We start from the raw sequence: 21,978 nt of genomic DNA, 5'->3' as shown, positions 1-21,978 counted from the left end.
CGGTCGGTTGCTCCGACCTAAGACCGCGCCGGGGTGGTTTCGGTTCCCGGACCGATCGGATCAGGCGTCGCGCCTCTTCAGCACCCAATAGCCGGCCAGCAGCGCCGCCACCACCCACAGCAGCATGATGAACATCCCGCCCCACGGGCCGTACGGGCGGTCCCCGGTGTTCACCACCGCCATGATCCGCTGCCCCGCCACATCCGGCAGATAGTCGCCGACCTTCTTCGTGGCGTGCACGCTGGAGAGAATGCTGGAGATCATGAAGAAGAACGGGATCAGAATCCCGAACGACAGCATCGGGCTGCGCAGAATCCAGGTGACGCCCATCGCGAACAGCGCGATCAGCCCCATGTACAACCCGCCGCCGATCACCGCCCGCAGCACATCGTGCGAGCCGATCGTCGTACGGTACTGGCCCAGCACCGCCTGACCCAGGAAGAATGCCAGAAAGCTCGTGATCATCCCGACCACCAGCGCCAGCACGGTCGCCACCGCCAGCTTCGCCGCCATGAAGACACCGCGCTGCGGCACGGCGGCCAGCGAGGCGCGGATCATGCCGGTGCTGTACTCGTTGGAGACCACCAGGATGCCGAACGCGATCATCGCCAGCTGACCCAGGATCATCCCGGCGAAGCTGGTCAGCGTCGGATCGAAGGTGAGCTGATCCTGCACCGACAGATCGGCGAAGGTGTTGCGCACCACCAGGCTGATCAGCATCCCCAGCGCCACCGTGACCACCACGGCCGCCATCAGGGTCCACACCGTGGACCGCACCGAGCGGATCTTGGTCCACTCCGAGCGCACCACCCGGGCCGTCTGTGCCATCGCTCACTCGCCCTTTCCGTCGCGCCGGGAGTTCCAGCCCGCACCCCAGCCCTCGCCGCCGCCGCTGCCTCCGCCGCCGGACGTGCCGGGAGGGGCCCCCGTACCGCCGTCCGGGTGCGCCTCGTACTCCACCGAGCCGTGCGTGAGCCGCATGAACGCCTCCTCCAGCGACGCCTGCTGCGAACTCAGCTCATGCAGCACCAGCCCCTGACCGGCCACCAGCTCACCCACCCGGGCCCGCTCCGCGCCCTCCACCTCCAGCGCCCCGTCCGCCGCCTCCGTCACCGTCACCGCCCCGCCGGCCGCCTCCACCGCCGCCCGCAGCCGCCCCGGCTCCGGCCCGCGCACCCGCACAAAGCTGCGGGAGTTCTCCCGGATGAACGCCGCCATCGAGGTGTCCGCCAGCAGCCTGCCCTGCCCGATCACCACCAGATGCTCGGCGGTCAGCGCCATCTCGCTCATCAGATGGCTGGAGACGAAGACGGTGCGGCCGTCCGCCGCCAGCCGTTTCATCAGATTGCGAATCCAGTGGATGCCCTCCGGGTCCAGACCGTTCACCGGCTCGTCGAACATCAGGATCCGTGGATCGCCCAGCAGCGCGCTGGCGATACCGAGCCGCTGCCCCATGCCCAGCGAGAACCCCTTGGGCCGCTTACGGGCCACCGCGCTCAGCCCCACCAGATCCAGCACCGCGTCGATCCGCTCCAGCGCGATGCCGTTGCTCTGCGCCAGACACAGCAGATGGTTGTACGCGGTACGGCCCGGGTGCACCGCCTTCGCCTCCAGCAGCGCCCCGATCGCCAGCAGCGGATCCCGCAACTGGTCGTAGCGCTTGCCGTCGATGAGCACCGCACCGCTGGTCGGATGGTCGAGCCCCAGCATCATCCGCATGGTGGTCGACTTGCCGGCGCCGTTCGGGCCCAGAAACCCGGTGACGATGCCCGGCCGCACCGCGAACGTCAGATCGTCCACGGCCGTCTTCGCGCCGTACCGCTTGGTCAGCCCCGCCAGCTCGATCATGGATCGACGCTACGGGTGTCTGCACCGTCCCGCCTGCCGGGCGACGCCTGGCGCGGCACCTCGCCGCGTTGTCGAGACGTCCGAGCAGCCCACTGCGGGGACGCCCCTCCGCCTTGCGACGCACCGCACCGGACGCCGCCCGGCCCGCCCTTCGGGCGGACGGCGCTCCTGAGAAGACAACCCCGGAGAACGGCGCAGCCGCCGCCGCCCGGTGGGGCGGCGACGGCTGCGCCGTTCAGGTGAAACGCCGTGCGGTGCCGCGCGGAAGGACCGCGGTCAGCGGGACTGCTGCGCCGGCACGCCCTTGCTCAGGCCGTCGTCCTCGTCGTCGTCCAGCGAGACCGCCGCGATCTGGGCACCGGTCAGGGTGGCCAGCATCTCGCGGACGTTGGTCAGCTGGGCGTTGATGCTGTCGCGGCGGTTGGTCAGCGCCGCCAGCTCACGCTCGGACTCGGTACGGATCCGCTCGGCCTTCGCGTTCGCGTCCGCCACGATGTCGTCGGCCTGGCGAGAGGCCGTCTCCACCGTCTGACGGGCCCGGCGGTCCGCGTCGGTGCGCAGCTTCTCCGCCTCAAGGCGCAGCTGCTCGGCGCGGTGCTCGATCTCCGCCAGCCGCTTCTCCGCCTTCGCCTGGCGGGAGGCCAGGTCACGCTCGGACTGCTCGCGGCGCTTGGCCAGGTTGGTCTCGAAGTCGGTGGCGGCCTGCGCGGCCTTGGCGCGGGTGTCCTCGAAGAGGGCGTCCGCCTCCTCCCGCTTCGCCGCCGCGTTCTTGTCGGCCTCGGCGCGGGTGGCCGCCGCGTCGTCCTCGGCCTTCTCGATGATCCGGGCGCCGTCGTCCTCGGCCTTGGCCTTGCGCTCCTGGGCGTAGGACTCGGCGTCGTTGCGGACCTGCTGGGCGGCGGCCTCGGCCAGCTCACGGTGCTGCTCGGCGGCCCGGCGGGCCTCCTCGCGCAGATCCTTCGCCTCTTCCTCGGCGAGGCGCAGGATCTTCTCGACCCGCGCGCCGAGCCCGGCGTACGACGGCTCGGAATCCGTGATCTGGGCCTGGGCATTCTGCGTTTCGAGGTGAAGCTCCTCGATCCGCTTTTCCAGGGAAGTGATACGGGCCAGCGCGCTGTCGCGGTCCGATACGAGCTTGGTGATCCGGTCGTCCACCTGCCCGCGGTCGTAGCCGCGCCGCACAAGCTCGAAGCCGAACGGGGAGGATGTTTCGCTCATGGGGTTCCTGTCGATTCAGACGGGGGGCGTCAGTTGGGGAATGGGCCTGGGCGTTCAGCAATCCTAGGGGGCGAAGCGGCGTGTCTTCGAGTCGATCCGCGCTTTCGTAGGGAGAATGTTCGCCCCAAACGCTCGATCGAGTGGTGAGCAATTCATAACGGGTCAGCCCCGTGAGGGTTTTCCGCCGGGCCGCGGTGCGGAACCGGCGCCCGCCGTGACCGTACCGAGCGGGCCGGGACCACCGGAACTCCCCGGCCCCTTGCCGCCCTTGCCGACCCCAGCGCCGCCCTTGGCGCCCGGCTTCGCGGCGCCCTTGGGCTCCCCGAAGGAATCGAGCGCCGCCAGCACATCCTGGACCCGGGAGATCTCGGCGTTGATGTCCTCCCGCCGGCGATTGAGCTTCTCCAGCTCACGCGTGCTCTCCTCGACGGTCCGTTTGGCGTCGCGGTCGGCGTCGGCGCGTACCTTCTGCGCCTCGCGCAGCACTTCGGAGCGCTTGCGCTCGGCGTCCTTCAGCAGCCCCTCGGCCTTCTTCACCGCGGCGATCCGTACCTTACTCGCCTCGGAGTTGGCGTCGGCCACCAGTTTCTCCGCCGCCCGGCGCGCCTCGGTGCGCTGCTCGTCGGCGGCCCGCATGAGCTTGTCCACCCGCTCACCGGCGGCCCGGGTCTGCTCGGCGGACTCCCGGCGGGCCCGGTCGTGCAGCGCCTCGACCTCCGACTCCACCCGGGTCCGCAGCTCCTCGGTGCGCTCACGGATCGCCGCCGCGTCCCGGCGGGCCTCCTCCAGCAGCGTGTTGGCGTCCGCGCGCGCGGTCTCCACCAGCTCGCCGCCGGCGTCCTGGGCGTCCGAGATCAGCCGGTTGGCCTCCTTGCGGGCGGCGGCCACCATGGTGTCGGACTGCTCCTCGGCGGTGGCGCCGATCCGCAGCGCCTCCTCCTGCGCCTTGGACAGCAGTTCGTCGGCCTGCGCGGCGGCCTCGTTGCGTTTGCGGGACGCCTCGCGGCGCGCGTTGTCGGCGATCGCGTCGGCGTCCGCGCGGGTACGCTCGGCCGCGGCCTCCGCCTCCGAACGCCGCCGGTCGGCCTCCGCGATCGCCTCCTTGACGGTGTGCTCGGCCAGCGCCGAGGCGGCCTCCTTCTCCTCGGCGGACTCGCGCAGCACCCGGGCGGCCTCCCGCTCGGCCTCCGCCCGGTGGGTGGCCATCTCCGCCTCGGCGGACTCGCGCAGCCCGGCGACCGAGTCGCGCTCCTGCTGGGCCTTGTGCTCGGCCGCGGCCACCAGCGTCTCGGCGCGCCGCTCGGCGTCGTCCACCTTGGCGCGGGCGGCGGCCAGCAGCCCCTCGCTCTGCTCGCGCGCGGTGGCCCGCTCGCGGTGCGCGGCGTCGTGCGCCTCGGCCAGCAGCTGATCGGCCTCGGCGCGCAGCCGGGCCGCCTCCTCCTGCGCGGCGGCCAGCGCCTGCCCCGCCTCGGCGGCGGTGCGCTCCGCCGCGGCGGCGGCCCGCTCCCGTACCCGGTCGGCGGCCGTCTCGGCCTCCTGGCGCAGCCGCTCGCCCTCGGCGGTGGCCTCGCCGCGCAGCCGTACCGCGTAGTCCTCGCCCTCGGCGCGGGCCCGGGCGGCGTCGCCGGCGGCGGCGTCCCGCAACTGCTGGGCGGCCTCCTCGGCCTGCTCGGTGAGCTGCCGGATCCGCTCGGCGGCCTCGGCCCGCAGCCGCTCCGCCTCCGAGGTGGCCTCGATCCGCAGCCGCTCCGCCTCGGACCTGGCCTCGCCCAGCGCCTCCTCGGCGGCGGTGACCCGGCTCTCGGCCTCCTCGCGCAGCCGGTCGAGGTCGGCCTGGGCGGCCTCCCGCTCGGCGCGGGTGGCGTCCTTGGTCTCCTCGCGCAGCCGGCGGGCGGCGTCCTCGGCGTCGGTGGTGGTGCGTTCGGCCTGCGCGGTCGCGTCGGCCACCAGCGTCTCGGCCTCGGTACGGGCCCGGGCCAGCGACTGCTCGGCCTGGTTGCGCAGCGTGGTGGCGCGCTCGATGGCCTCGGTACGGACCCGCTCGCTCTCGGCGGTGGCGCCGGACCGGGTCTCCTCGGCATCCGACTTGGCCTGCGCCAGCAGCTCCTCGGCGCGGGCGGCAGCCTCCTCGATCTTGGACGCGGCGTCCCGGCGGGCCTCGGCCCGGATCGCCTCGCCCTCCTCGACCGCCTCGGCGCGCAGCTGCTCGGCCTCGCCGCGCAGCCGCCGCGCCTCCTCCTGGAGCTCGACGGTCTTGGCCCGGTACTCCTTGGTGTCGTCCTGCGCGGCGCCCTTGAGCTGCTCGGCGACATCGTGCGCCTCGGCGCGCAGCCGGTCGGCCTCGGCCTCGGCGCTCTCGCGCAGCCGCTCGGCCTCCTCGGTGGCGGCCTTGGTGGTGTCCTGGGCCTCCTTGGCGGCCTTGTTCAGCACCTCCTCCGCGCTGCGCGCGGCGTCGGCCAGCTGGGCGGCGTACTCCTCGGCGGCCTTGGAACGCGCCTCCTCCGCGGCCTCCGACGTCAGCTGCTCGGCCTTGGCCCGCGCGTCGGCCAGCACCTGCTCGGCCTCAGTGCGGCGCCGCTCGGCGTCCCGGGTGGCCTCGGAGACCATCCGGGCCACCTCGGCCTTGGCGGTGGCCGAGCGCTGCTCGTACTCGCTCTCGCCGGCCGCGCGCCGCTTGTCGGCCTCCTCGGTGGCCTCGGCGAGCAACTGCTCGGCGTCCTCCTTGGCGGTGCGCAGCACCGACTTGGCCTGGTCCAGGCGCTCCTCGGCCTTGCGGACCAGCGCGGTGGTCTCGCGGCGGCCGGTCTCCGCCTCCTGGGCGGTGGCGGTCCGCAGCCGCTCGGCGTGCTCGGCCGCCTCCTGCGCCTGCGTGGTGGCCTGGGCCAGCATCCGCTCGGCGTCGGCACGGGACCGGCGCAGCAGGTCCTCGGCCTCGGCGCGGGCGGTGCGCTCCTCCATGACGGCGCGCTGCCGGGTCTCCTCGGACAGCCGGTGCGCCTCGGCGCGGGCCTGCGCGATGGTGCGCTCGTGCTCGGCCCGGGTCTCCTCCATGAGCCGGCGGGCCTGGGACTCGCTGCGGGCGCGCAGCTGCTCGGCCCAGGCGACGTTCTCGTTGACGTGGGATTCGACGGTGGAACGGCGCTGGGCCAGCTCCTCGTCGAGCCGCTGCCGGCGGGAGACCGCCTCGGCGTGCAGCTCGCCCTCCATCCGGGCCCGGGCCTCGGACTGCTCCTGCTGGACGCGCTGGGACCGGCCGCGCGCCTCGCGCAGCTCGCGTTCGGCGTCCACCCGCATGGCGTCGGCCTGGTGCTGGGCGTTGCGCAGCACCTGCTCGGCGTGGCCGCCCGGGTCGGCGTAGGCGGGGCGCACGGCGAGCACGCGGCGTACCTCGTGCAGCTTGGCGCGCAGCACCTCGACCTGGTAGCCGAGGTCGTCGGCATGGTCGACCGCCTTCTCCCGCTCCTTCTTCAGCCGTTCCATCTCGGCTTCGAAACGAGAGAGGTGGTCGTCAGCCTGCACGCTGTCGTAGCCCCGCACCGCGCGGTCCCATCCGTCCCCTGGTCGTGGTTAAGGGTGATCCGGTCCGGCCGCCGTCCGTGGTGTGGCGCGTGGAGTGGAGCACCAGTACGGGCTGCCGCCGGTCGGAGTTCGTCGCCGGGCAGGGGTCAAAGGAGTGAGTCCCATGCCCCGGCCCGGCCACTCTACCGGCCGGGGAAGCTTGCGTCAGTGGCCCGAGGGCCCTTCAACACCCTTGGAGGGCGCGGCGGTGACCAGTTCTGTGAGCACTCCGTGACAGTCCTTCGGGTGCAGGAAGGTGATCCGGGAGCCCATGGAGCCGGTACGGGGGGTGTCGTAGAGCACCCGTACCCCGGCCTGCCTGGCGGTTTCGGCGTCGGCCTCGACGTCGGCGGTGCCGAAGGCGATGTGATGCACTCCTTCACCGTTCTTCGCCAGCCATTTACCGACCGGGGTGTCCGGAGTCAGCGGCTGGAGAAGCTGGAGGTAGGAGGCCCCGCCGTCGTCGGTGCCGTTGATCCGCAGCATCGCCTCGCGTACCCCCTGCTCCTCGTTGATCTCGGTGTGGAAGACCTCGAAGCCGTACGTGGCCCGGTAGAACCCGACGGTGGCGTCCAGGTCGGTGCAGGCGATTCCGATGTGATCGATGCGCGTCAGCATGGGATCAGTGGACCGCCACGCGCGGTGACCGCGCAACGTGCGCACCGTCACATTTCCGTGACGGTGACCTGCGGGCTCGCGCTGCGTACATTGACTACACCGTGATGTGAACGGTCGTTCACCACGGCAGGTTCGCGAGCACATGTTCCCGGGCAAAGGAGCCCCATGATGTCTGCCAACGCCTCTCCCGTCACGTCCGTGATCGTCGCGGGGGCGCGTACCCCGATGGGCCGGCTGCTCGGCTCGCTCAAGGACTTCAGCGGCGCCCGGCTGGGCGGCTTCGCGATCCGGGCGGCGCTGGAGCGGGCCGGGATCACGGGTGACCAGGTGGAGTACGTGATCATGGGCCAGGTGCTCCAGGCCGGGGCCGGACAGATCCCGGCGCGGCAGGCCGCCGTGCACGCCGGGATCCCGATGAGCGTGCCCGCGCTGACCGTCAACAAGGTGTGCCTGTCCGGGCTGGACGCCATCGCGCTGGCCGATCAGCTGATCCGGGCCGGAGAGTTCGACGTGATCGTGGCGGGCGGCCAGGAGTCGATGACGAACGCCCCGCACCTGCTGCCGAAGTCGCGGGCCGGCTACAAGTACGGCGCGATCGAGATGCTGGACGCGATGGCGCACGACGGGCTGACCGACGCCTTCGAGGGCATCGCGATGGGGGAGTCCACCGAGCAGCACAACATCCGGCTGGGCATCGGGCGCGCGGAGCAGGACGAGATCGCCGCCGCCTCCCATCTGCGGGCGGCGCGGGCGCGCAAGGACGGCCTGTTCGCGGCGGAGATCACCCCGGTCCCGGTCCCGCAGCGCAAGGGCGAGCCGGTGATCGTGGCGGAGGACGAGGGCATCCGCCCCGAGACCACGGTGGAGTCGCTGGGGCGGCTGCGGCCGGCGTTCCGCCCGGACGGCACCATCACGGCCGGTTCGGCGTCGCAGATCTCGGACGGCGCGGCGGCGGTGGTGGTCATGTCCAGGGCGAAGGCGGAGCAGCTCGGCCTGGAGTGGATCGCGGAGATCGGCGCCCACGGGAATGTGGCCGGGCCCGACAACTCGCTGCACTCCCAGCCCTCGAACGCGATCCTGCACGCGCTGCGCAAGGAGTCGCTTGAGGCGGCGGACCTGGACCTGGTGGAGATCAACGAGGCGTTCGCGGCGGTCGCGGTCCAGTCAATGAAGGATCTGGGAATTGGCCACGAACGAGTGAATGTGAATGGCGGGGCGATTGCCCTGGGTCACCCGATCGGGGCATCCGGGGCGCGGATCGTCCTCCACCTCGCCCTGGAACTCGCCCGACGCGGGGGTGGTACGGGTGCCGCGGCCCTGTGCGGCGGCGGCGGCCAGGGCGACGCACTCATCCTGCGCTCACCGCGCCGCTGACCGCCGGCCGCGCCGCATCCCGCTGGACGCGGGGCCGCGGCGCGAACGATCGTACGGAGCACGGCCGGGAGATGACCGGCGACGAGGACACGGACCCCGCGTCGAAGACGGCAGGGACGACGGCCCGGACGGACGACCGGGGCGCGGAAGGACAGCTGATGAGCGGCACGGAGGGTACGGACGGCACGCAGGCGCCACCCGGCGGGCGGGGCGCACCGGTCCCCGCCCCCGTGACCCGGCGGGTGGACGTGCCCGACCTGGTGGCCCGCGCCCGGCGCGGGGAGCCACGGGCCGTGGCCCGGCTGATCTCCCTGGTGGAAGGCGGCGCCCCGCAGCTGCGGGAGGTGATGGCGGCGCTCGCCCCGCACAGCGGCGGGGCGTACGTCATCGGCCTCACCGGATCCCCCGGCGTCGGCAAATCCACCTGCACCTCGGCGCTCACCAGCGCGTACCGGCGGGCCGGCAAACGCGTCGGGGTGCTCGCCGTCGACCCCTCCTCCCCGTTCTCCGGCGGCGCGCTGCTGGGCGACCGGGTGCGGATGAACGACCACGCCTCCGACCCCGGCGTCTACATCCGCTCCATGGCCACCCGCGGCCGGCTCGGCGGCCTCGCCGAGGCCGCGCCGCAGGCGGTCCGGGTGCTGGACGCGGCGGGCTGCGACATCGTGCTGGTGGAGACGGTCGGCGTCGGCCAGTCGGAGGTGGAGATCGCTTCCCAGGCCGACACCACCGTGGTGCTGCTCGCCCCCGGCATGGGCGACGGCATCCAGGCCGCCAAGGCCGGGATCCTGGAGATCGGCGACATGTTCGTCGTCAACAAGGCCGACCGGGACGGCGCCGACGCCACCGTGCGGGAGCTGAACCACATGCTGGGCCTGGGCGCGCCGCGCGGCCCCGGCGACTGGCGCCCCACCGTCACCAAGACCGTCGCGGCGCGCGGCGAGGGCGTCGATGACATGGTGGCGGCGCTGGAGAAGCACCGCGCCTGGATGGAGGAACACGGCGAACTCGCCGCCCGACGCACCCGCCGCGCCGCGAAGGAGATCGAGACCATCGCCCTGACGGCGCTGCGCGCCCGGATCGCCGACCTGAGCGGCGACCGCCGGCTGGCCGCCCTGTCCGCCCGCATCGTCACCGGCGACCTGGACCCGTACGCGGCGGCGGACGAACTGCTGGCGGAGGTCACGGGGCAGTAGCGGCAGGGCCGAGGGGTGTCTTCACCGTAGCGCCGTCCGCCCGAAGGGCCGGCGGGCGGGACGGTGAAGACACCCCCGAGGGGCCGGGGCGGCGCCGCGAGGGCGCCGTGCCCGGCCCCCGTCGTGTCGGCGATACCCCGTCCGTCCCGCGACACCTGCTGTTTACATTCCGTGCGGTCCGCCGGTCGGTTCCGGCTGATAAAGGTGATTCGGCCGAGTCACGGATTTTTGCAATGTCCTCGACATGTCTGCCACGGGCAAGGCAGCTGACCAGCCGGGCAGCGAAGTCGATCAATCTTCCGGGAAGCCGATCCGGAGTTTATAGTGGCTTGGGGAGTTACGGGGGGTGACGTCTTAATCATGCACTGCCAACCGACCGATATGGACAGGAAAGCGGGCGGGAATCATGCATATCCTCATAGTCGGACATGAGCAGGGTGCAGTCGATTCATTGGCCACCGGCCTTCAAAGGTGCAACTTCGAGGTCATGGCGGTGGCCACGGGGCTCCAGGCGCTGCGAGATCATTTCACGGCGGATTTTATACTGCTTGATCTGGAATTGCCCGATATGGACGGCCTTCAGGTGTGCCGCAATATCAGGGAGAATTCCAATACCCCGATCATCGCCTTCACCGGGCGGGCCACGGAATTAGACCGGGTCCTTTGTCTGCAAGCGGGCGCGGACGACTGCCTGAACAAGCCCTACGGTTTCCGGGAACTGATGGCGCGGATTGAAACGGTGATGCGGCGCACCGGACAGAAGCGTCCTGGCGCGTCCGACGTCATGGAATACGGGCCGCTGCGGATCGACAGCTCGTGCCGGGAGGTGCGGCTCCACGATGTGCCCGTCGAGCTGAGCCGGCGGGAGTTCGACCTGCTGCACTACCTGGCCGGCCGGCCCGGGGTGGTGCTCTCCCGGCAGCGGCTCCTGGTGGAGATCTGGGGCCACCCCGTGGCCAACGGGGGCTCGCGGGGGCTCCAGGCCAGCCGGACCATCGACACCCATGTGAGCCTGCTCCGCAGAAAGCTGGGCGAGAGCTGTGGCATCCGCACCGTGCGGGGCATCGGGTTCGTCTTCGCCTGCACGGACGACAACCGGGGCTGAACCGCCTCACCCGCGCGCCCCGGCGGCACCGGCCGCCCGCCCGCGCAGGTCCTTGGCCACGTCCAGGCCGTGATAGAAGGTCAGCCGCCCCTGCCTGCGGCGGCGCCAGCCGCTGCGGCAGGCGGTCCGGTAGACGCTGCCCAGCGGTACGTTCCACAACGCCGCCACGTCCGACGGGGACAGCCACATCGGCCGGCGCTCGTCCTCCTCGGGCGCGGCGTCGGTCAGGCCCATCGCGCGCCGGATCAGCTTTCCCCACTCCTCCCCGGCCCAGCGGTGCGCCGGTTCGCTCCCGCACCGCAGCTCGGTCTCCCGCCGCGGCTCCCCGGGGCGTACGGCGGCGGCCAGCGCCCCGGTGCACTGCGGATGGAGACACGAGCCGGCCGGCACCCACCGGGTCGGCTCCGGGTCGCACACCCGGCGGGCCCGGCGCGCCAGCCGGGCGAACTCGTCGGTGAGTTCGGCGGCGGCCCGGTGGCCGGCCAGCCAGTCGATGTGCGGGAGGACGAAGGCCGTCATCGCCCGCACCGTGCGGCGCGGCGGCGTCAGCCCCCGTTCGTCGGCGAGCAGCGCGGTCCAGGAGCTGAGCGTGGTGACGATGTCCGCCCGCACCCGGCTCGCGGCCTCGTTGAACGGCAGATCACCGGGGCCGCCGCCGGTGACCCGCACCCCGTCCCCGGCCCGGCCGCCCCCCAGCACCTGACCGCACGCGGCATGCAGCGCCGGCAACTCCCCGACATCCGTGGCGAGCCCGTCCCGGCACGGGCGGCACAGCAGCACACCGCCCACCGCGCGCCGCCGTCCATGCCCGCCCTTCTCCCGCGCCGTGCAGCCGGAACCCGTACAGAGCCTCACCCTTGCCATGCGTTCTCCCTGGGGACGGAGTGGCGATCTGACCGACCGTTGGACGCTAGGAGACGCGGACGGAAGCGTTCAAGAGCACTTTCACTCCCTTGTGCCGCACCACAGAGTGCTTGAACTCATGACCCAGAATTTCAGGCCGCTGACAAGAAGTTTTCAATCTCTTGAAGATTGCCACTTGACGCCGCCGCACCATCGCGAAGAAGATTTTCACTAGCTTCCGCAGAGGTGTGCCCGACAGGCTGCCCGTCGAGGATTATCACCCGCAGATCCCGGCACCGTCGCCGGATTTCCGGAGAGCTGACACCGCATCCGCCCGGCATTCCCCGGGATGAGAGCACCCGCCTGCCCGCAACACCGGCCGGCCCGCCCGAACACCGTTTCCTCCACCGCTTCTCCGATTCCCCCACCAGCCCGTTCCCCCTCCTGTGAGGAGAGGTATATGGACGCTTCCGTCATCGTCGTGGGCGCTGGCCCCGCCGGCCTCATGCTCGCCGCCGAACTGCGCATCGCGGGGGTTGGCGTCACCGTTCTGGAAAAACTCACCGAGCGCACCGGAGAATCCCGGGGACTGGGATTCACCGCCCGCACCATGGAAGTGTTCGACCAGCGTGGCCTGCTGGCCAGATTCGGCGATGTGGAGACCAGCGACCAGGGCCACTTCGGCGGAATACCCATCGATTTCGGCGTTCTGGAAGGCGCGGCCCAGGCCGCCAAGACCATCCCGCAGTCGACGACCGAGACCGTCCTGGAGGAGTGGGCGGCCGGCCTCGGCGCCGACATCCGCCGCGGCTGCGAACTGCTCGCGCTCCACGACGACGGCGCCGGCGTCACCCTCACGGTGCGCGGCCCCGACGGCGAGGAGGAACTGCGCACCGGCTGGCTGGTCGGCTGCGACGGCGGACGGAGCACCGTACGCAAGGCCGCCGGCTTCGACTTCCCCGGCACCGCCGCCACCATGGAGATGTACCTGGCCGACCTGCGCGGCGTCGAACTCGAACCCCGCATGATCGGCCAGAACCTCCCCGGCGGCATGGTCATGGTCGGCCCGATGCCCGGCGGCATCACCCGCATCATCGTGTGCGAGCGCGGCACCCCGCCCCAGCGCCGCACCCGGCCTCCCGCCTTCGGCGAGGTCGCGGACGCCTGGAAGCGCCTCACCGGAATCGACATCTCGCACGCCGAACCCGTCTGGGTCAGCGCCTTCGGCGACGCCACCCGACAGGTCACCGAGTACCGCCGCGGCCGGGTGCTGCTGGCGGGCGACGCCGCCCACATCCACCTCCCCGCCGGCGGCCAGGGCATGAACACCAGCATCCAGGACGCCGTCAACCTCGGCTGGAAACTGGCCGGCACCGTACGCGGCACCGCCCCCGGAACGCTCCTGGACACGTACCACACCGAACGCCACGCCGTCGGCGAACGGCTGCTGATGAACACCCGGGCCCAGGGGCTGATCTTCCTCGGCGGGGACGAGGTGGCGCCGCTGCGCCACGTGCTCGGCGAACTCACCCAGTACCCGGAGGTCGCCCGCCATCTGGCCGCCATGGTCAGCGGCCTGGAGATCCGGTACGCGTCCGGCGGCGGCCGGCACCCCCTCCTCGGCGCCCGCATGCCCGCACTTCAACTACGCACCGCCCAGGGGCGCGACACCAGCAGCGCCGAAACCCTGCACCGAGGCCGCGGCGTACTCCTCGACCTCGCCGACAACCCGCGGCTGCGCGCCAACGCCGCCGGCTGGACCGACCGCATCGACGTCATCACCGCCACCCCGCACGGGACCGAGCCCCACTCCGCCCTCCGGGACACCGCGGCCGTCCTCGTCCGCCCCGACGGCTACATCGCCTGGGCCGCCCCCGGCAGCCACCACGACCTTCCCATGGCACTGGAGCGCTGGTTCGGCCCCGCCCGCGCCTGACGGCGGGCAGCCGCGACCCCGCGTACCGCACCGGTCCGACAAGGAGACAGCCCAGATGCACAGCACGCTGATCGTGGCGAAGATCGCCGCGCCCTCCGTCGACGACGTCGCCGGAATCTTCGCCGCGTTCGACGAGACCGAGATGCCCCACCGGATGGGCACCCGGCGCCGCCAGCTCTTCGAGTACCGCGGACTCTACTTCCACCTCCAGGACTTCGACACGGACACCGGCGGCGAACGGATCGAGGGGGCCAGGAATGACCCGCGCTTCGTCCGCGTCAGCGAAGACCTCAAGCCGCACATCCAGGCGTACGACCCCACGACCTGGCGGTCGCCGGCCGACGCGATGGCCCAGCGCTTCTACCACTGGACCGCCCGATGAGCGCGCCGACCGGGCGCCGCGTCGTCATCACCGGCATCGGGGTGACCGCGCCCGGCGGCGTCGGCACCAAGGAGTTCTGGCGGCTGCTCACCGACGGTCGCACCGCGACCCGCCGGATGAGCCTGTGCGACCCCGCGCCGTTCCGCTCCCAGGTCGCCGCCGAGGTCGACTTCGACGCCCAGCGGCTCGGACTCGGCCCGCAGGAGACCCGGCGGATGGACCGCGCGGCGCAGTTCGCCGTGGTCACCGCCCGCGAGGCGGTCGCCGACAGCGGGCTGGAGTTCGCCGGCATCGCCCCGCACCGCATCGGCGTCACCATCGGCAGCGCGGTCGGCGCCACCACCGGCCTCGACGAGGAATACCGCACGGTCAGCGACGGCGGACGCCTCGAACTCGTCGACCACGCCTACGCGGTGCCCCACCTCTACAACTATTTCGTCCCCAGCTCCTTCGCCGCCGAGACCGCCTGGGCGGTGGGCGCCGCCGGGCCCAACACTGTGATCTCCACCGGCTGCACCTCCGGGCTCGACGCCGTCGGCCACGGCGTGGAACTCGTCCGCGAGGGATCCGTCGACGTGATGGTGGCCGGCGCCACCGACGCCCCCATCTCTCCCATCACCGTCGCCTGCTTCGACGCCATCAAGGCCACCACCCCGCGCAACGACGACCCCGAGCACGCCTCCCGCCCCTTCGACGGCACCCGCAACGGCTTCGTCCTCGGCGAAGGAGCCGCCGTCTTCGTCCTGGAGGAACGGGAGCACGCCCGCCGCCGGGGCGCCCACATCTACGCCGAGATCGCCGGCTACGCCTCGCGCTGCAACGCTTACCACATGACCGGACTGCGTCGCGACGGAGCGGAGATGGCCGAGGCCATCCGCGCCGCGCTCGACGAGGCCCGGCTCGCCCCGGAGGCGGTCGACTACATCAACGCGCACGGCTCCGGCACCAAGCAGAACGACCGGCACGAGACCGCCGCCTTCAAGCGGAGCCTGGGCGACCACGCGCGGCGGATCCCGGTCAGCTCCATCAAGTCCATGGTCGGCCACTCCCTCGGTGCCATCGGCTCCATCGAGATCGCCGCCTGCGCGCTGGCCATCGAGCACGACGTGGTGCCCCCCACCGCCAACCTCACCACCCCCGACCCGGAGTGCGACCTCGACTACGTGCCGCTCACCGCTCGGGAACAGCGCACCGACACCGTGCTGTCGGTCGGCAGCGGCTTCGGCGGCTTCCAGAGCGCCATGGTGCTCGCCGGCCCCGACCGGAGGCCCGCATGACCGCCCCCGCCCCCGCCCCCGACCGCACCGCGACGGCCCCGGTCCTGGTCACCGGCCTCGGGATCGCCGCCCCCAACGGCCTCGGCATCACCGACTACTGGGCCGCCTCCCGCGCCGGCCGGCACGGCATCGGCGGCGTCCAGCGCTTCGACGCCACCGGCTACCCCGCCAAGCTCGCCGGGGAGATCCGCGACTTCGCCGTGGAGGACCACCTCCCCGGGCGGCTCGTCCCGCAGACCGACCGGATGACGCGGCTCGCCCTGGTGGCCGCCGACTGGGCCTTCGCCGACGCCGGGATACGGCCGGACGACCTCCCCCCGTACGACATGGGCGTGGTCACCGCCAGCTCCTCGGGAGGCTTCGAGTTCGGCCAGAACGAACTGCGGAACCTGTGGAGCAAGGGCAGCCGCTACGTGAGCGCGTACCAGTCCTTCGCCTGGTTCTACGCCGTCAACAGCGGCCAGATCTCCATCCGCAACGGGATGAAGGGACCCAGCGGAGTCGTCGTCAGCGATCAGGCCGGCGGCATCGACGCCGTCGCCCAGGCCCGCCGGCAGATCCGCAAGGGCACCCGGCTGATCCTCTCCGGCGGCATCGACGCCGCGCTGTGCTCGTGGGGCTGGGTCGCCCAGCTGGCGAGCGCCCGCATGAGCACGTCGGAGGACCCGAAGCGCGCGTACCTGCCCTTCGACGCGGCGGCCCGCGGCCATGTCCCCGGCGAGGGCGGGGCCCTGCTGGTGCTGGAGGACGCGGACAGCGCGCTGCGCCGCGGCGCCCCGCACATCTACGGTCAGATCGCCGGCTACGGCTCGACCTTCGACCCCCGGCCCGGGCCGGGACGGGTCCCGCTGCTCCACAAGGCCCTCGAACTGGCGCTGGAGGACGCCGGCGCCGAACCCGCCGACATCGACGTGGTCTTCGCCGACGCGGCCGGCCTCCCCGCCCTGGACGCGGTCGAGTCCGAGGCGATCACCAAGGTGTTCGGCCCCCGCGCGGTGCCGGTCACCGCCCCCAAAGTGCTCACCGGCCGGCTCAACTCCGGCGGCGCACCCCTGGACCTCGCCACCGCCTTCCTCGCGATCCGGGACGGGATCATCCCCCCGACCCCCCACGTGTCCCTCGCCGACCGGTACGACATCGACCTGGTCGGCGCGGCGCCCCGCACCGCCCGGGTGGACACCGCCGTGGTCCTCGCCCGGGGCTTCAACGGCTTCAACTCCGCGATGGTCGTACGCGCCTGGGACCGGCCCCGTCCGTAGCCCATGTCCGAGAAGAAGGAAGAGAAGGAAGAGACAGCCATGAATTCCCCCACCTTCACCCTGAACGACCTCAGGCGGATCCTGCTCGAAGGCGCCGGAGCGGACGAGAACGGCGGCCTCGACGGCGACATCCTCGACGCCGAGTTCGACCAGCTCGGCTACGAGTCGCTCGCCCTCCTGGAGACCGGCAGCCGCATCGAGCGCGAGTACGGCATCAGTCTCGACGACGAGGAACTGGCCGAACTCCGTACCCCGCGCGCCCTGATCGAGACCGTCAACAGCCTGCTGACCGCCGACCCGGTCGGCTGACGGCGACCGACCCCACCGAGCCTGAAGGAGGCAGACATGGCAGGCATGACGGCGCAGAACCCGCGGGTGGCCATCGTCACCGGCGCGACCAGCGGCATCGGCCTTGAGGTGGCCCGGCTGCTGGCCACCACGGGACACCACGTATTCCTGTGCGCCCGCACCCCCGAGAGCGTGAGCGCCACCGTCAAGACGCTGCGCGAGGAGGGCCTGGAGGTGGCCGGCGCACCCTGCGACGTACGGTCCGCCGAGGACATCACCCGCTGCGTGACCGCCGCCACCGCCACGTACGGCGCGGTGGACGTCCTGGTCAACAACGCCGGCCGGTCCGGGGGCGGCCCCACCAAGGGCATCGCCGACGAGCTGTGGCTGGACGTCATCGACACCAACCTCAACAGCGTCTTCCGGATGACCCGCGAGGTGCTCACCACCGGCGGCATGGCCGACCGGAACTGGGGGCGCATCGTCAACATCGCCTCCACCGCCGGCAAACAGGGTGTCGTGCTCGGCGCCCCCTACTCCGCCTCCAAGCACGGGGTGGTGGGCTTCACCAAGGCGCTCGGCAACGAGCTGGCCCCGACCGGCATCACCGTCAACGCCGTGTGCCCCGGCTACGTCGAGACCCCGATGGCCCAGCGGGTGCGGCAGGGGTACGCCAGCGCCTACGACACCACCGAGGAGCAGATCCTCGACAGGTTCCGGGCCAAGATCCCGCTCGGCCGGTACTCCACCCCCCAGGAGGTGGCCGGCCTCGTCGGATACCTGGTCACGGACACGGCGGCGTCGATCACCTCGCAGGCCCTCAACGTCTGCGGCGGCCTGGGCAACTTCTGAACCACGCACCGGAGCACACCCACCACGAACGAGGAGAGATCAGCGTGACCGTGCACGAGGTTGAGCACGAGACGACGGTGGAGGCGCCGGCGGCGGAGGTGTACCGGCTGCTCGCGGAGGTCGGGAACTGGCCCCGGATCTTCCCGCCCTCCGTACTCGTCGAGCAGGTCGAGAGCGGGGAGAGCGGCGCGGACGGCACCAGCGAGGAACGCATCCGCATCTGGGCGACCGCCAACGGCGAGGCCAAGCACTGGACCTCACACCGCCGGCTCGACCCGCACCACCTGCGCATCACCTTCCGCCAGGAGGTCTCGGCGCCCCCCGTCGCCGCGATGGGCGGCACCTGGATCATCGAACCCCGGGGGGAATCCTCCTGCCGGGTACGGCTGCTGCACGACTACCGCGCCGTCGACGACGATCCGCGGTCCCTGACGTGGATCGACGAGGCCGTCGACCGCAACAGCCGCTCCGAGCTGGCCTCCCTCAAGAGCAACGTCGAACTCGCCACCCACGCCGCCGGACTGACCCTCTCCTTCGAGGACACCGTCGAGATCCACGGCCCGGCCAAGGACGTGTACGACTTCCTCAACGAGGCCCGGCTGTGGCAGCGGCGGCTGCCGCACGTCGCCTCCGTCGAACTGCGCGAGGACACCCCCGGGTTGCAGATCCTGCGCATGCAGACCCTCACCAAGGACGGCTCCGCACACACCACCGAATCGGTCCGGGTGTGCTTCCCGCACCACCGGATCGTCTACAAGCAGACCACGCTGCCCGCCCTGATGACCCTGCACACCGGCTACTGGCTGCTGGAGGAGGACGACCACGGGGTGACCCGGGCCACCTCCCAGCACACCGTCGTCCTCAACACCGCCAACATCACCACCGTGCTGGGCGAGGACGCGGGGGTGCCCGAGGCCCGTACCTTCATCCGCGAGGCGCTGGGCGGCAACAGCCGGGCCACCCTCGGCCACGCCAAGGAGTACGCGGAAGCGCGGGGCTGAGCCATGCCGGCGCTGGACACCGATGTCATCGTGGTCGGCGCCGGACCCGTCGGGACGCTGCTCGCCTGCGAGTTGCGTACGGGCGGGGTCCGGGTGACCGTCATGGAGCAGCTCGCGGAGCCGTCCACCGAGTCCCGCGCTTCCACGCTGCACACCCGGACGATGGAACTGCTCGGCGAGCGCGGGCTGCTGGCGGGGCTGGGCCCGCCGCCGCCCGGGGGCGCCGGGCACTTCGGCGGCATCCCGCTGGACCTGACCGCCGCCGACCCGGCGCATCCGTACGCCGGGCAGTGGAAGGCGCCGCAGACCCGGATCCAGGCGGTGCTCCAGCGCCGGGCGCTCGGCCTGGGGGCACGGGTGCGGCGGGGCACCCGGGTCACCGGACTCCTGGCCGGCCCGGAGTCCGTCACCGTCGAGGCGGTCGGCCCCGATCGGACCGCCTTCCGTACGACGGCCGGGTTCGTCGTCGGCTGCGACGGCGAGCACAGCACGGTGCGCCGGCTCGCCGGCATCCCCTTCCCCGGCACCGACGCCACCAAGGAGATGCTCAGGGCGGACGTCGGCGGCATCGACATCCCCGACCGCCGCTTCGAACGCCACCGGGCGGGGCTCGCCGTCGCGGCCCGCCGGCCGGACGGCACCACCCGGGTGATGGTGCACGAGTTCGGCCGCGCGCCCGGGCAGCGGTCCGGGCCACCCGCGTTCGCCGAGGTGGTCACCGCCTGGCGGCGGGTGACCGGCGAGGACATCGGCCACGGCACCCCGATCTGGCTCAACGCCTTCGGCAACGCCCGCCGCCAGGCCGCCCGTTACCGGCAGGGCCGGGTCCTGCTCGCCGGGGACGCGGCCCACGCGCAGCTGCCGGTGGGCGGGCAGGCGCTCAACCTCGGCCTTCAGGACGCGGCCGAGCTGGGGCACCGGCTCGCCGCCCAGTTCACGGACACCCCGCACGCGGCGACCCTCGACGGCTACCACGACGTACGGCACCCGGCGGGGCGGCGGACCCTGACCAACATCGAGGCGCAGGCGCAACTGCTGCTCGGCGGACCCGAGGTCGAAGGCGTACGCACCGTGCTCCGCGAACTGCTGGACCTCGCCCCGGTACGGCGCCACCTCGCCGCCATGATCAGCGGCCGCAACACGTCCATCTCCGCCACCGCCATCTCACCGTCCCGCGCCACCGCACCGGCGGCCCGGGACGACCACTCCCACAGCCACAGGAGGACCACGATGGGAACTCTCACCGGCAAGACCGCCCTGGTCACCGGCTCCAGCCGGGGCATCGGGCGGGCCACCGCCCAACGCCTGGGCCGGGACGGGGCACTGGTCGCCGTGCACTGCGCCGGCAACCGGGAAGCGGCCGACGAGGTCGTCGCGTCCATCGAGAAGGACGGCGGCCGGGCCTTCGCCGTACAGGCCGACCTCACCGAGGTCAGCGCCGTCCACGAGCTCTTCCTCCAACTGGAGCAGGGCCTCAAGGACCGCACCGGCGGTACCGACCTGCACATCCTGGTGAACAACGCCGGAGTGATGGGCGGCACGGCCCCCGAGGAGATCACCGCCGAGCAGTTCGACCGGCTGTTCGCCGTCAACGCGCGGGCGCCGTTCTTCCTCGTCCAGCGGGCGGTGCCCAACATCCCGCGCGGCGGGCGGATCATCAACATCTCCTCCGGGCTGACCAGGTTCGCCAACCCCCAGGAGGTGGTGTACGCGATGACCAAGGGCGCCGCCGACCAGCTCACCCTGCACTACGCCAAGCACCTGGCGTCCCGTGGCATCACCGTCAACAGCGTCGGCCCCGGCATCACCAACAACGGCGGCCCGGTCTTCGACATCCCCGAGGCCGTCGAACAGATGGCCGCCCTGTCGGCGTTCCAGCGGGTGGGCGAGGCCAAGGACATCGCGGATGTGGTGGCCTTCCTCGCCGGCGACGACTCCCGCTGGATCACCGGCTCCTATCTGGACGCCAGCGGCGGCACGCTGCTGGGCGGCTGAGCCGTGCCCATGGCGCCGTCCACCGCCGCGCCCGTGGCGGACGCGGGCCCCGGCCGCCGGTTCTGGGCCCTGCTCTTCGTGCTCGCCGGGAACATGCTGATCGACGCGCTCGAAGTGTCCGTCGTACTCCCGGCGTTGCCGGCCACCGCCGAGGCGCTGCGGCTCTCCCCCTGGGGCGCGCAGTGGGTGATGAGCGGCTTCGCGCTGGGCTTCGCGGCGCTGCTGCCGCTCGGCCCCAGGGTCACCGGCCGCTTCGGCCGCCGGCGGGTCTATCTGACGGCGCTGGGCGTCTTCGTCGTCGCCTCACTCACCGGCGGCCTGGCGGACAGCGCGGCGCCGGTGGTCGCCACCCGCGTGATCAAGGGCGGGTGCGCCGCGCTCACCGCCCCCGTCGGGCTGGCCATCATCAGCGCGGCCGTCCCCGATGAGCGTAGGCGGCGGCGGGCCGTGTCGGTGTACGCGTTCTTCGGCGCGGCCGGGTTCACCGTGGGCCTGCTGGTGTCCGGCGCGCTCGCCTCGGTGAGCTGGCGGTGGACGCTGCTGGCGCCGGCGCTCGCCGCCCTGGCGCTGCTGCCGTTCGCGCTGCGGCTGATCCCGGAGGCCGGCGGCGGATCCGTACGAGGTGGGCGGGTGCGTCCGCAACTGCTGCGGAACGGCCCGCTGCTGCGCTCGGCGGCCGGGGCGGCCACGCTGAACGGCTGCTTTCTGGGCCTGCTGATGGTCACCGCCTTCACGCTCGCCGCCGGGGGCTGGGCGCCCTGGCAGCTCGCGCTGGCCTTCCTGCCCGCCTGCGTACCCCTGGCCGGCGCGGCGCTGTTCGCGGGCCGGGTGGTGGAGCGGTTCGGCACGGAGCGCCCTATCGCCCTGGGGGCGCTGCTGGCGGCCCTGGGGGTGGGGTGGCAGCTGGCGGGCCCGGGCCCCGGCACCGGCACCGGCCCCGGCTCGTACCCGACCGCCGTGCTGCCCACCCTGCTGCTGCTCGGCATCGCGCTCGCCCTGGCCTTCGGCCCGCTCAACATGCAGGCCACCTCCCGGATCCCGGACCCCGACCGGGGCGGCGCGGTCGCCCTCTACCAGACGGGGGTGCAGCTCGGCGCCGCGCTGGTCCTGACCATCGCCGCCGCACAGCTCACCGCCACCGGTGACCCGGCTGCGGCGCAGCTGTTCATCACGGCCGTCGCCGTCGCCGGACTGGCCGTCGCCCTGCCGTCCGTGCGCCACCCGTGAA

The 21,978-nt window shown here is 72.6% G+C and carries 18 protein-coding genes; 12 read left to right on the top strand and 6 right to left on the bottom strand.

Annotated elements, in window-relative coordinates; translation table 11 throughout:
- Positions 1 to 60 precede the first annotated feature (60 nt).
- The 5 genes from AC5WRL_RS19355 to mce all read right to left on the bottom strand — a co-directional run bounded on the left by AC5WRL_RS19355 (position 61) and on the right by mce (position 7,242).
- On the bottom strand, positions 61 to 828 hold the full coding sequence (locus tag AC5WRL_RS19355) for an ABC transporter permease (RefSeq protein WP_496089857.1): 768 nt from the start codon (positions 826 to 828) through the stop codon (positions 61 to 63).
- 3 nt (positions 829 to 831) lie between these two features.
- On the bottom strand, positions 832 to 1,848 hold the full coding sequence (locus AC5WRL_RS19350) for an ABC transporter ATP-binding protein (protein WP_496089856.1): 1,017 nt from the start codon (positions 1,846 to 1,848) through the stop codon (positions 832 to 834).
- Between the two features lie 276 nt (positions 1,849 to 2,124).
- A complete protein-coding gene (locus tag AC5WRL_RS19345; protein WP_496089855.1) occupies positions 2,125 to 3,066 on the bottom strand; it encodes a cellulose-binding protein in 942 nt (313 codons plus the stop codon).
- Positions 3,067 to 3,228: 162 nt separating this feature from the next.
- Entirely contained in the window at positions 3,229 to 6,603 is a 3,375-nt protein-coding gene (locus tag AC5WRL_RS19340; protein ID WP_496089854.1) for a polarized growth protein Scy-related protein, read from the bottom strand.
- A 186-nt stretch (positions 6,604 to 6,789) separates the two neighbouring features.
- Complete coding sequence (gene mce / locus AC5WRL_RS19335) at positions 6,790 to 7,242, bottom strand: methylmalonyl-CoA epimerase (protein WP_496089853.1); 453 nt, start codon at positions 7,240 to 7,242, stop codon at positions 6,790 to 6,792.
- 165 nt (positions 7,243 to 7,407) lie between these two features.
- Here mce and AC5WRL_RS19330 point away from each other — a divergent pair, with 165 nt between their 5' ends.
- The 3 genes from AC5WRL_RS19330 (at position 7,408) to AC5WRL_RS19320 (ending at position 10,917) form a co-directional block, all read left to right on the top strand.
- Entirely contained in the window at positions 7,408 to 8,616 is a 1,209-nt protein-coding gene (locus tag AC5WRL_RS19330; protein ID WP_496089852.1) for an acetyl-CoA C-acetyltransferase, read from the top strand.
- A 242-nt stretch (positions 8,617 to 8,858) separates the two neighbouring features.
- Positions 8,859 to 9,812, top strand: a complete 954-nt coding sequence (gene meaB / locus AC5WRL_RS19325; RefSeq protein ID WP_496089965.1) for a methylmalonyl Co-A mutase-associated GTPase MeaB — start codon at positions 8,859 to 8,861, stop codon at positions 9,810 to 9,812.
- 406 nt (positions 9,813 to 10,218) lie between these two features.
- Complete coding sequence (locus tag AC5WRL_RS19320; RefSeq protein ID WP_496089851.1) at positions 10,219 to 10,917, top strand: response regulator transcription factor; 699 nt, start codon at positions 10,219 to 10,221, stop codon at positions 10,915 to 10,917.
- Between the two features lie 6 nt (positions 10,918 to 10,923).
- Here the strand turns inward: AC5WRL_RS19320 and AC5WRL_RS19315 are convergent, their stop codons facing one another.
- Positions 10,924 to 11,781 carry a hypothetical protein gene (locus AC5WRL_RS19315; protein WP_496089850.1) on the bottom strand — a complete coding sequence of 286 codons (858 nt, stop codon included), beginning with the start codon at positions 11,779 to 11,781 and terminating at the stop codon, positions 10,924 to 10,926.
- Positions 11,782 to 12,220: 439 nt separating this feature from the next.
- On the opposite strand from AC5WRL_RS19315, the gene AC5WRL_RS19310 reads away from it, so the two are divergent.
- The 9 genes from AC5WRL_RS19310 to AC5WRL_RS19270 are packed head-to-tail and all read left to right on the top strand — an operon-like array spanning position 12,221 to position 21,977.
- Positions 12,221 to 13,696 carry an FAD-dependent monooxygenase gene (locus AC5WRL_RS19310; RefSeq protein ID WP_496089849.1) on the top strand — a complete coding sequence of 492 codons (1,476 nt, stop codon included), beginning with the start codon at positions 12,221 to 12,223 and terminating at the stop codon, positions 13,694 to 13,696.
- Between the two features lie 55 nt (positions 13,697 to 13,751).
- Complete coding sequence (locus AC5WRL_RS19305; protein WP_496089848.1) at positions 13,752 to 14,078, top strand: TcmI family type II polyketide cyclase; 327 nt, start codon at positions 13,752 to 13,754, stop codon at positions 14,076 to 14,078.
- Positions 14,075 to 15,355, top strand: coding sequence for a beta-ketoacyl-[acyl-carrier-protein] synthase family protein (locus tag AC5WRL_RS19300; RefSeq protein WP_496089847.1), 1,281 nt, complete (start codon positions 14,075 to 14,077; stop codon positions 15,353 to 15,355). Before AC5WRL_RS19305 ends, AC5WRL_RS19300 begins: the two co-directional genes overlap by 4 nt.
- A complete protein-coding gene (locus AC5WRL_RS19295; protein WP_496089846.1) occupies positions 15,352 to 16,614 on the top strand; it encodes a ketosynthase chain-length factor in 1,263 nt (420 codons plus the stop codon). The genes AC5WRL_RS19300 and AC5WRL_RS19295 overlap by 4 nt, the downstream gene beginning before the upstream one ends.
- A 39-nt stretch (positions 16,615 to 16,653) precedes the next feature.
- The gene (locus AC5WRL_RS19290) at positions 16,654 to 16,923 is read left to right on the top strand and encodes an acyl carrier protein (RefSeq protein ID WP_496089845.1); all 270 of its coding nucleotides are present in this window, start codon (positions 16,654 to 16,656) and stop codon (positions 16,921 to 16,923) included.
- 45 nt (positions 16,924 to 16,968) lie between these two features.
- Positions 16,969 to 17,754: a 3-oxoacyl-ACP reductase FabG gene (gene fabG / locus AC5WRL_RS19285; protein ID WP_496089964.1), complete on the top strand. Its 786-nt coding sequence runs from the start codon at positions 16,969 to 16,971 to the stop codon at positions 17,752 to 17,754.
- 44 nt (positions 17,755 to 17,798) lie between these two features.
- Entirely contained in the window at positions 17,799 to 18,755 is a 957-nt protein-coding gene (locus AC5WRL_RS19280) for an aromatase/cyclase (protein WP_496089844.1), read from the top strand.
- Between the two features lie 3 nt (positions 18,756 to 18,758).
- The gene (locus AC5WRL_RS19275) at positions 18,759 to 20,750 is read left to right on the top strand and encodes an SDR family oxidoreductase (protein WP_496089843.1); all 1,992 of its coding nucleotides are present in this window, start codon (positions 18,759 to 18,761) and stop codon (positions 20,748 to 20,750) included.
- Between the two features lie 9 nt (positions 20,751 to 20,759).
- Complete coding sequence (locus AC5WRL_RS19270) at positions 20,760 to 21,977, top strand: MFS transporter (protein ID WP_496089842.1); 1,218 nt, start codon at positions 20,760 to 20,762, stop codon at positions 21,975 to 21,977.
- Position 21,978: the final 1 nt, after the last annotated feature.

The sequence above is a fragment of the Streptomyces sp. NTD107 genome, from assembly GCF_059510435.1.
The sequence above is the reverse complement of the archived record's forward strand: the minus strand, read 5'-3'. Positions and strand labels throughout refer to the sequence as shown.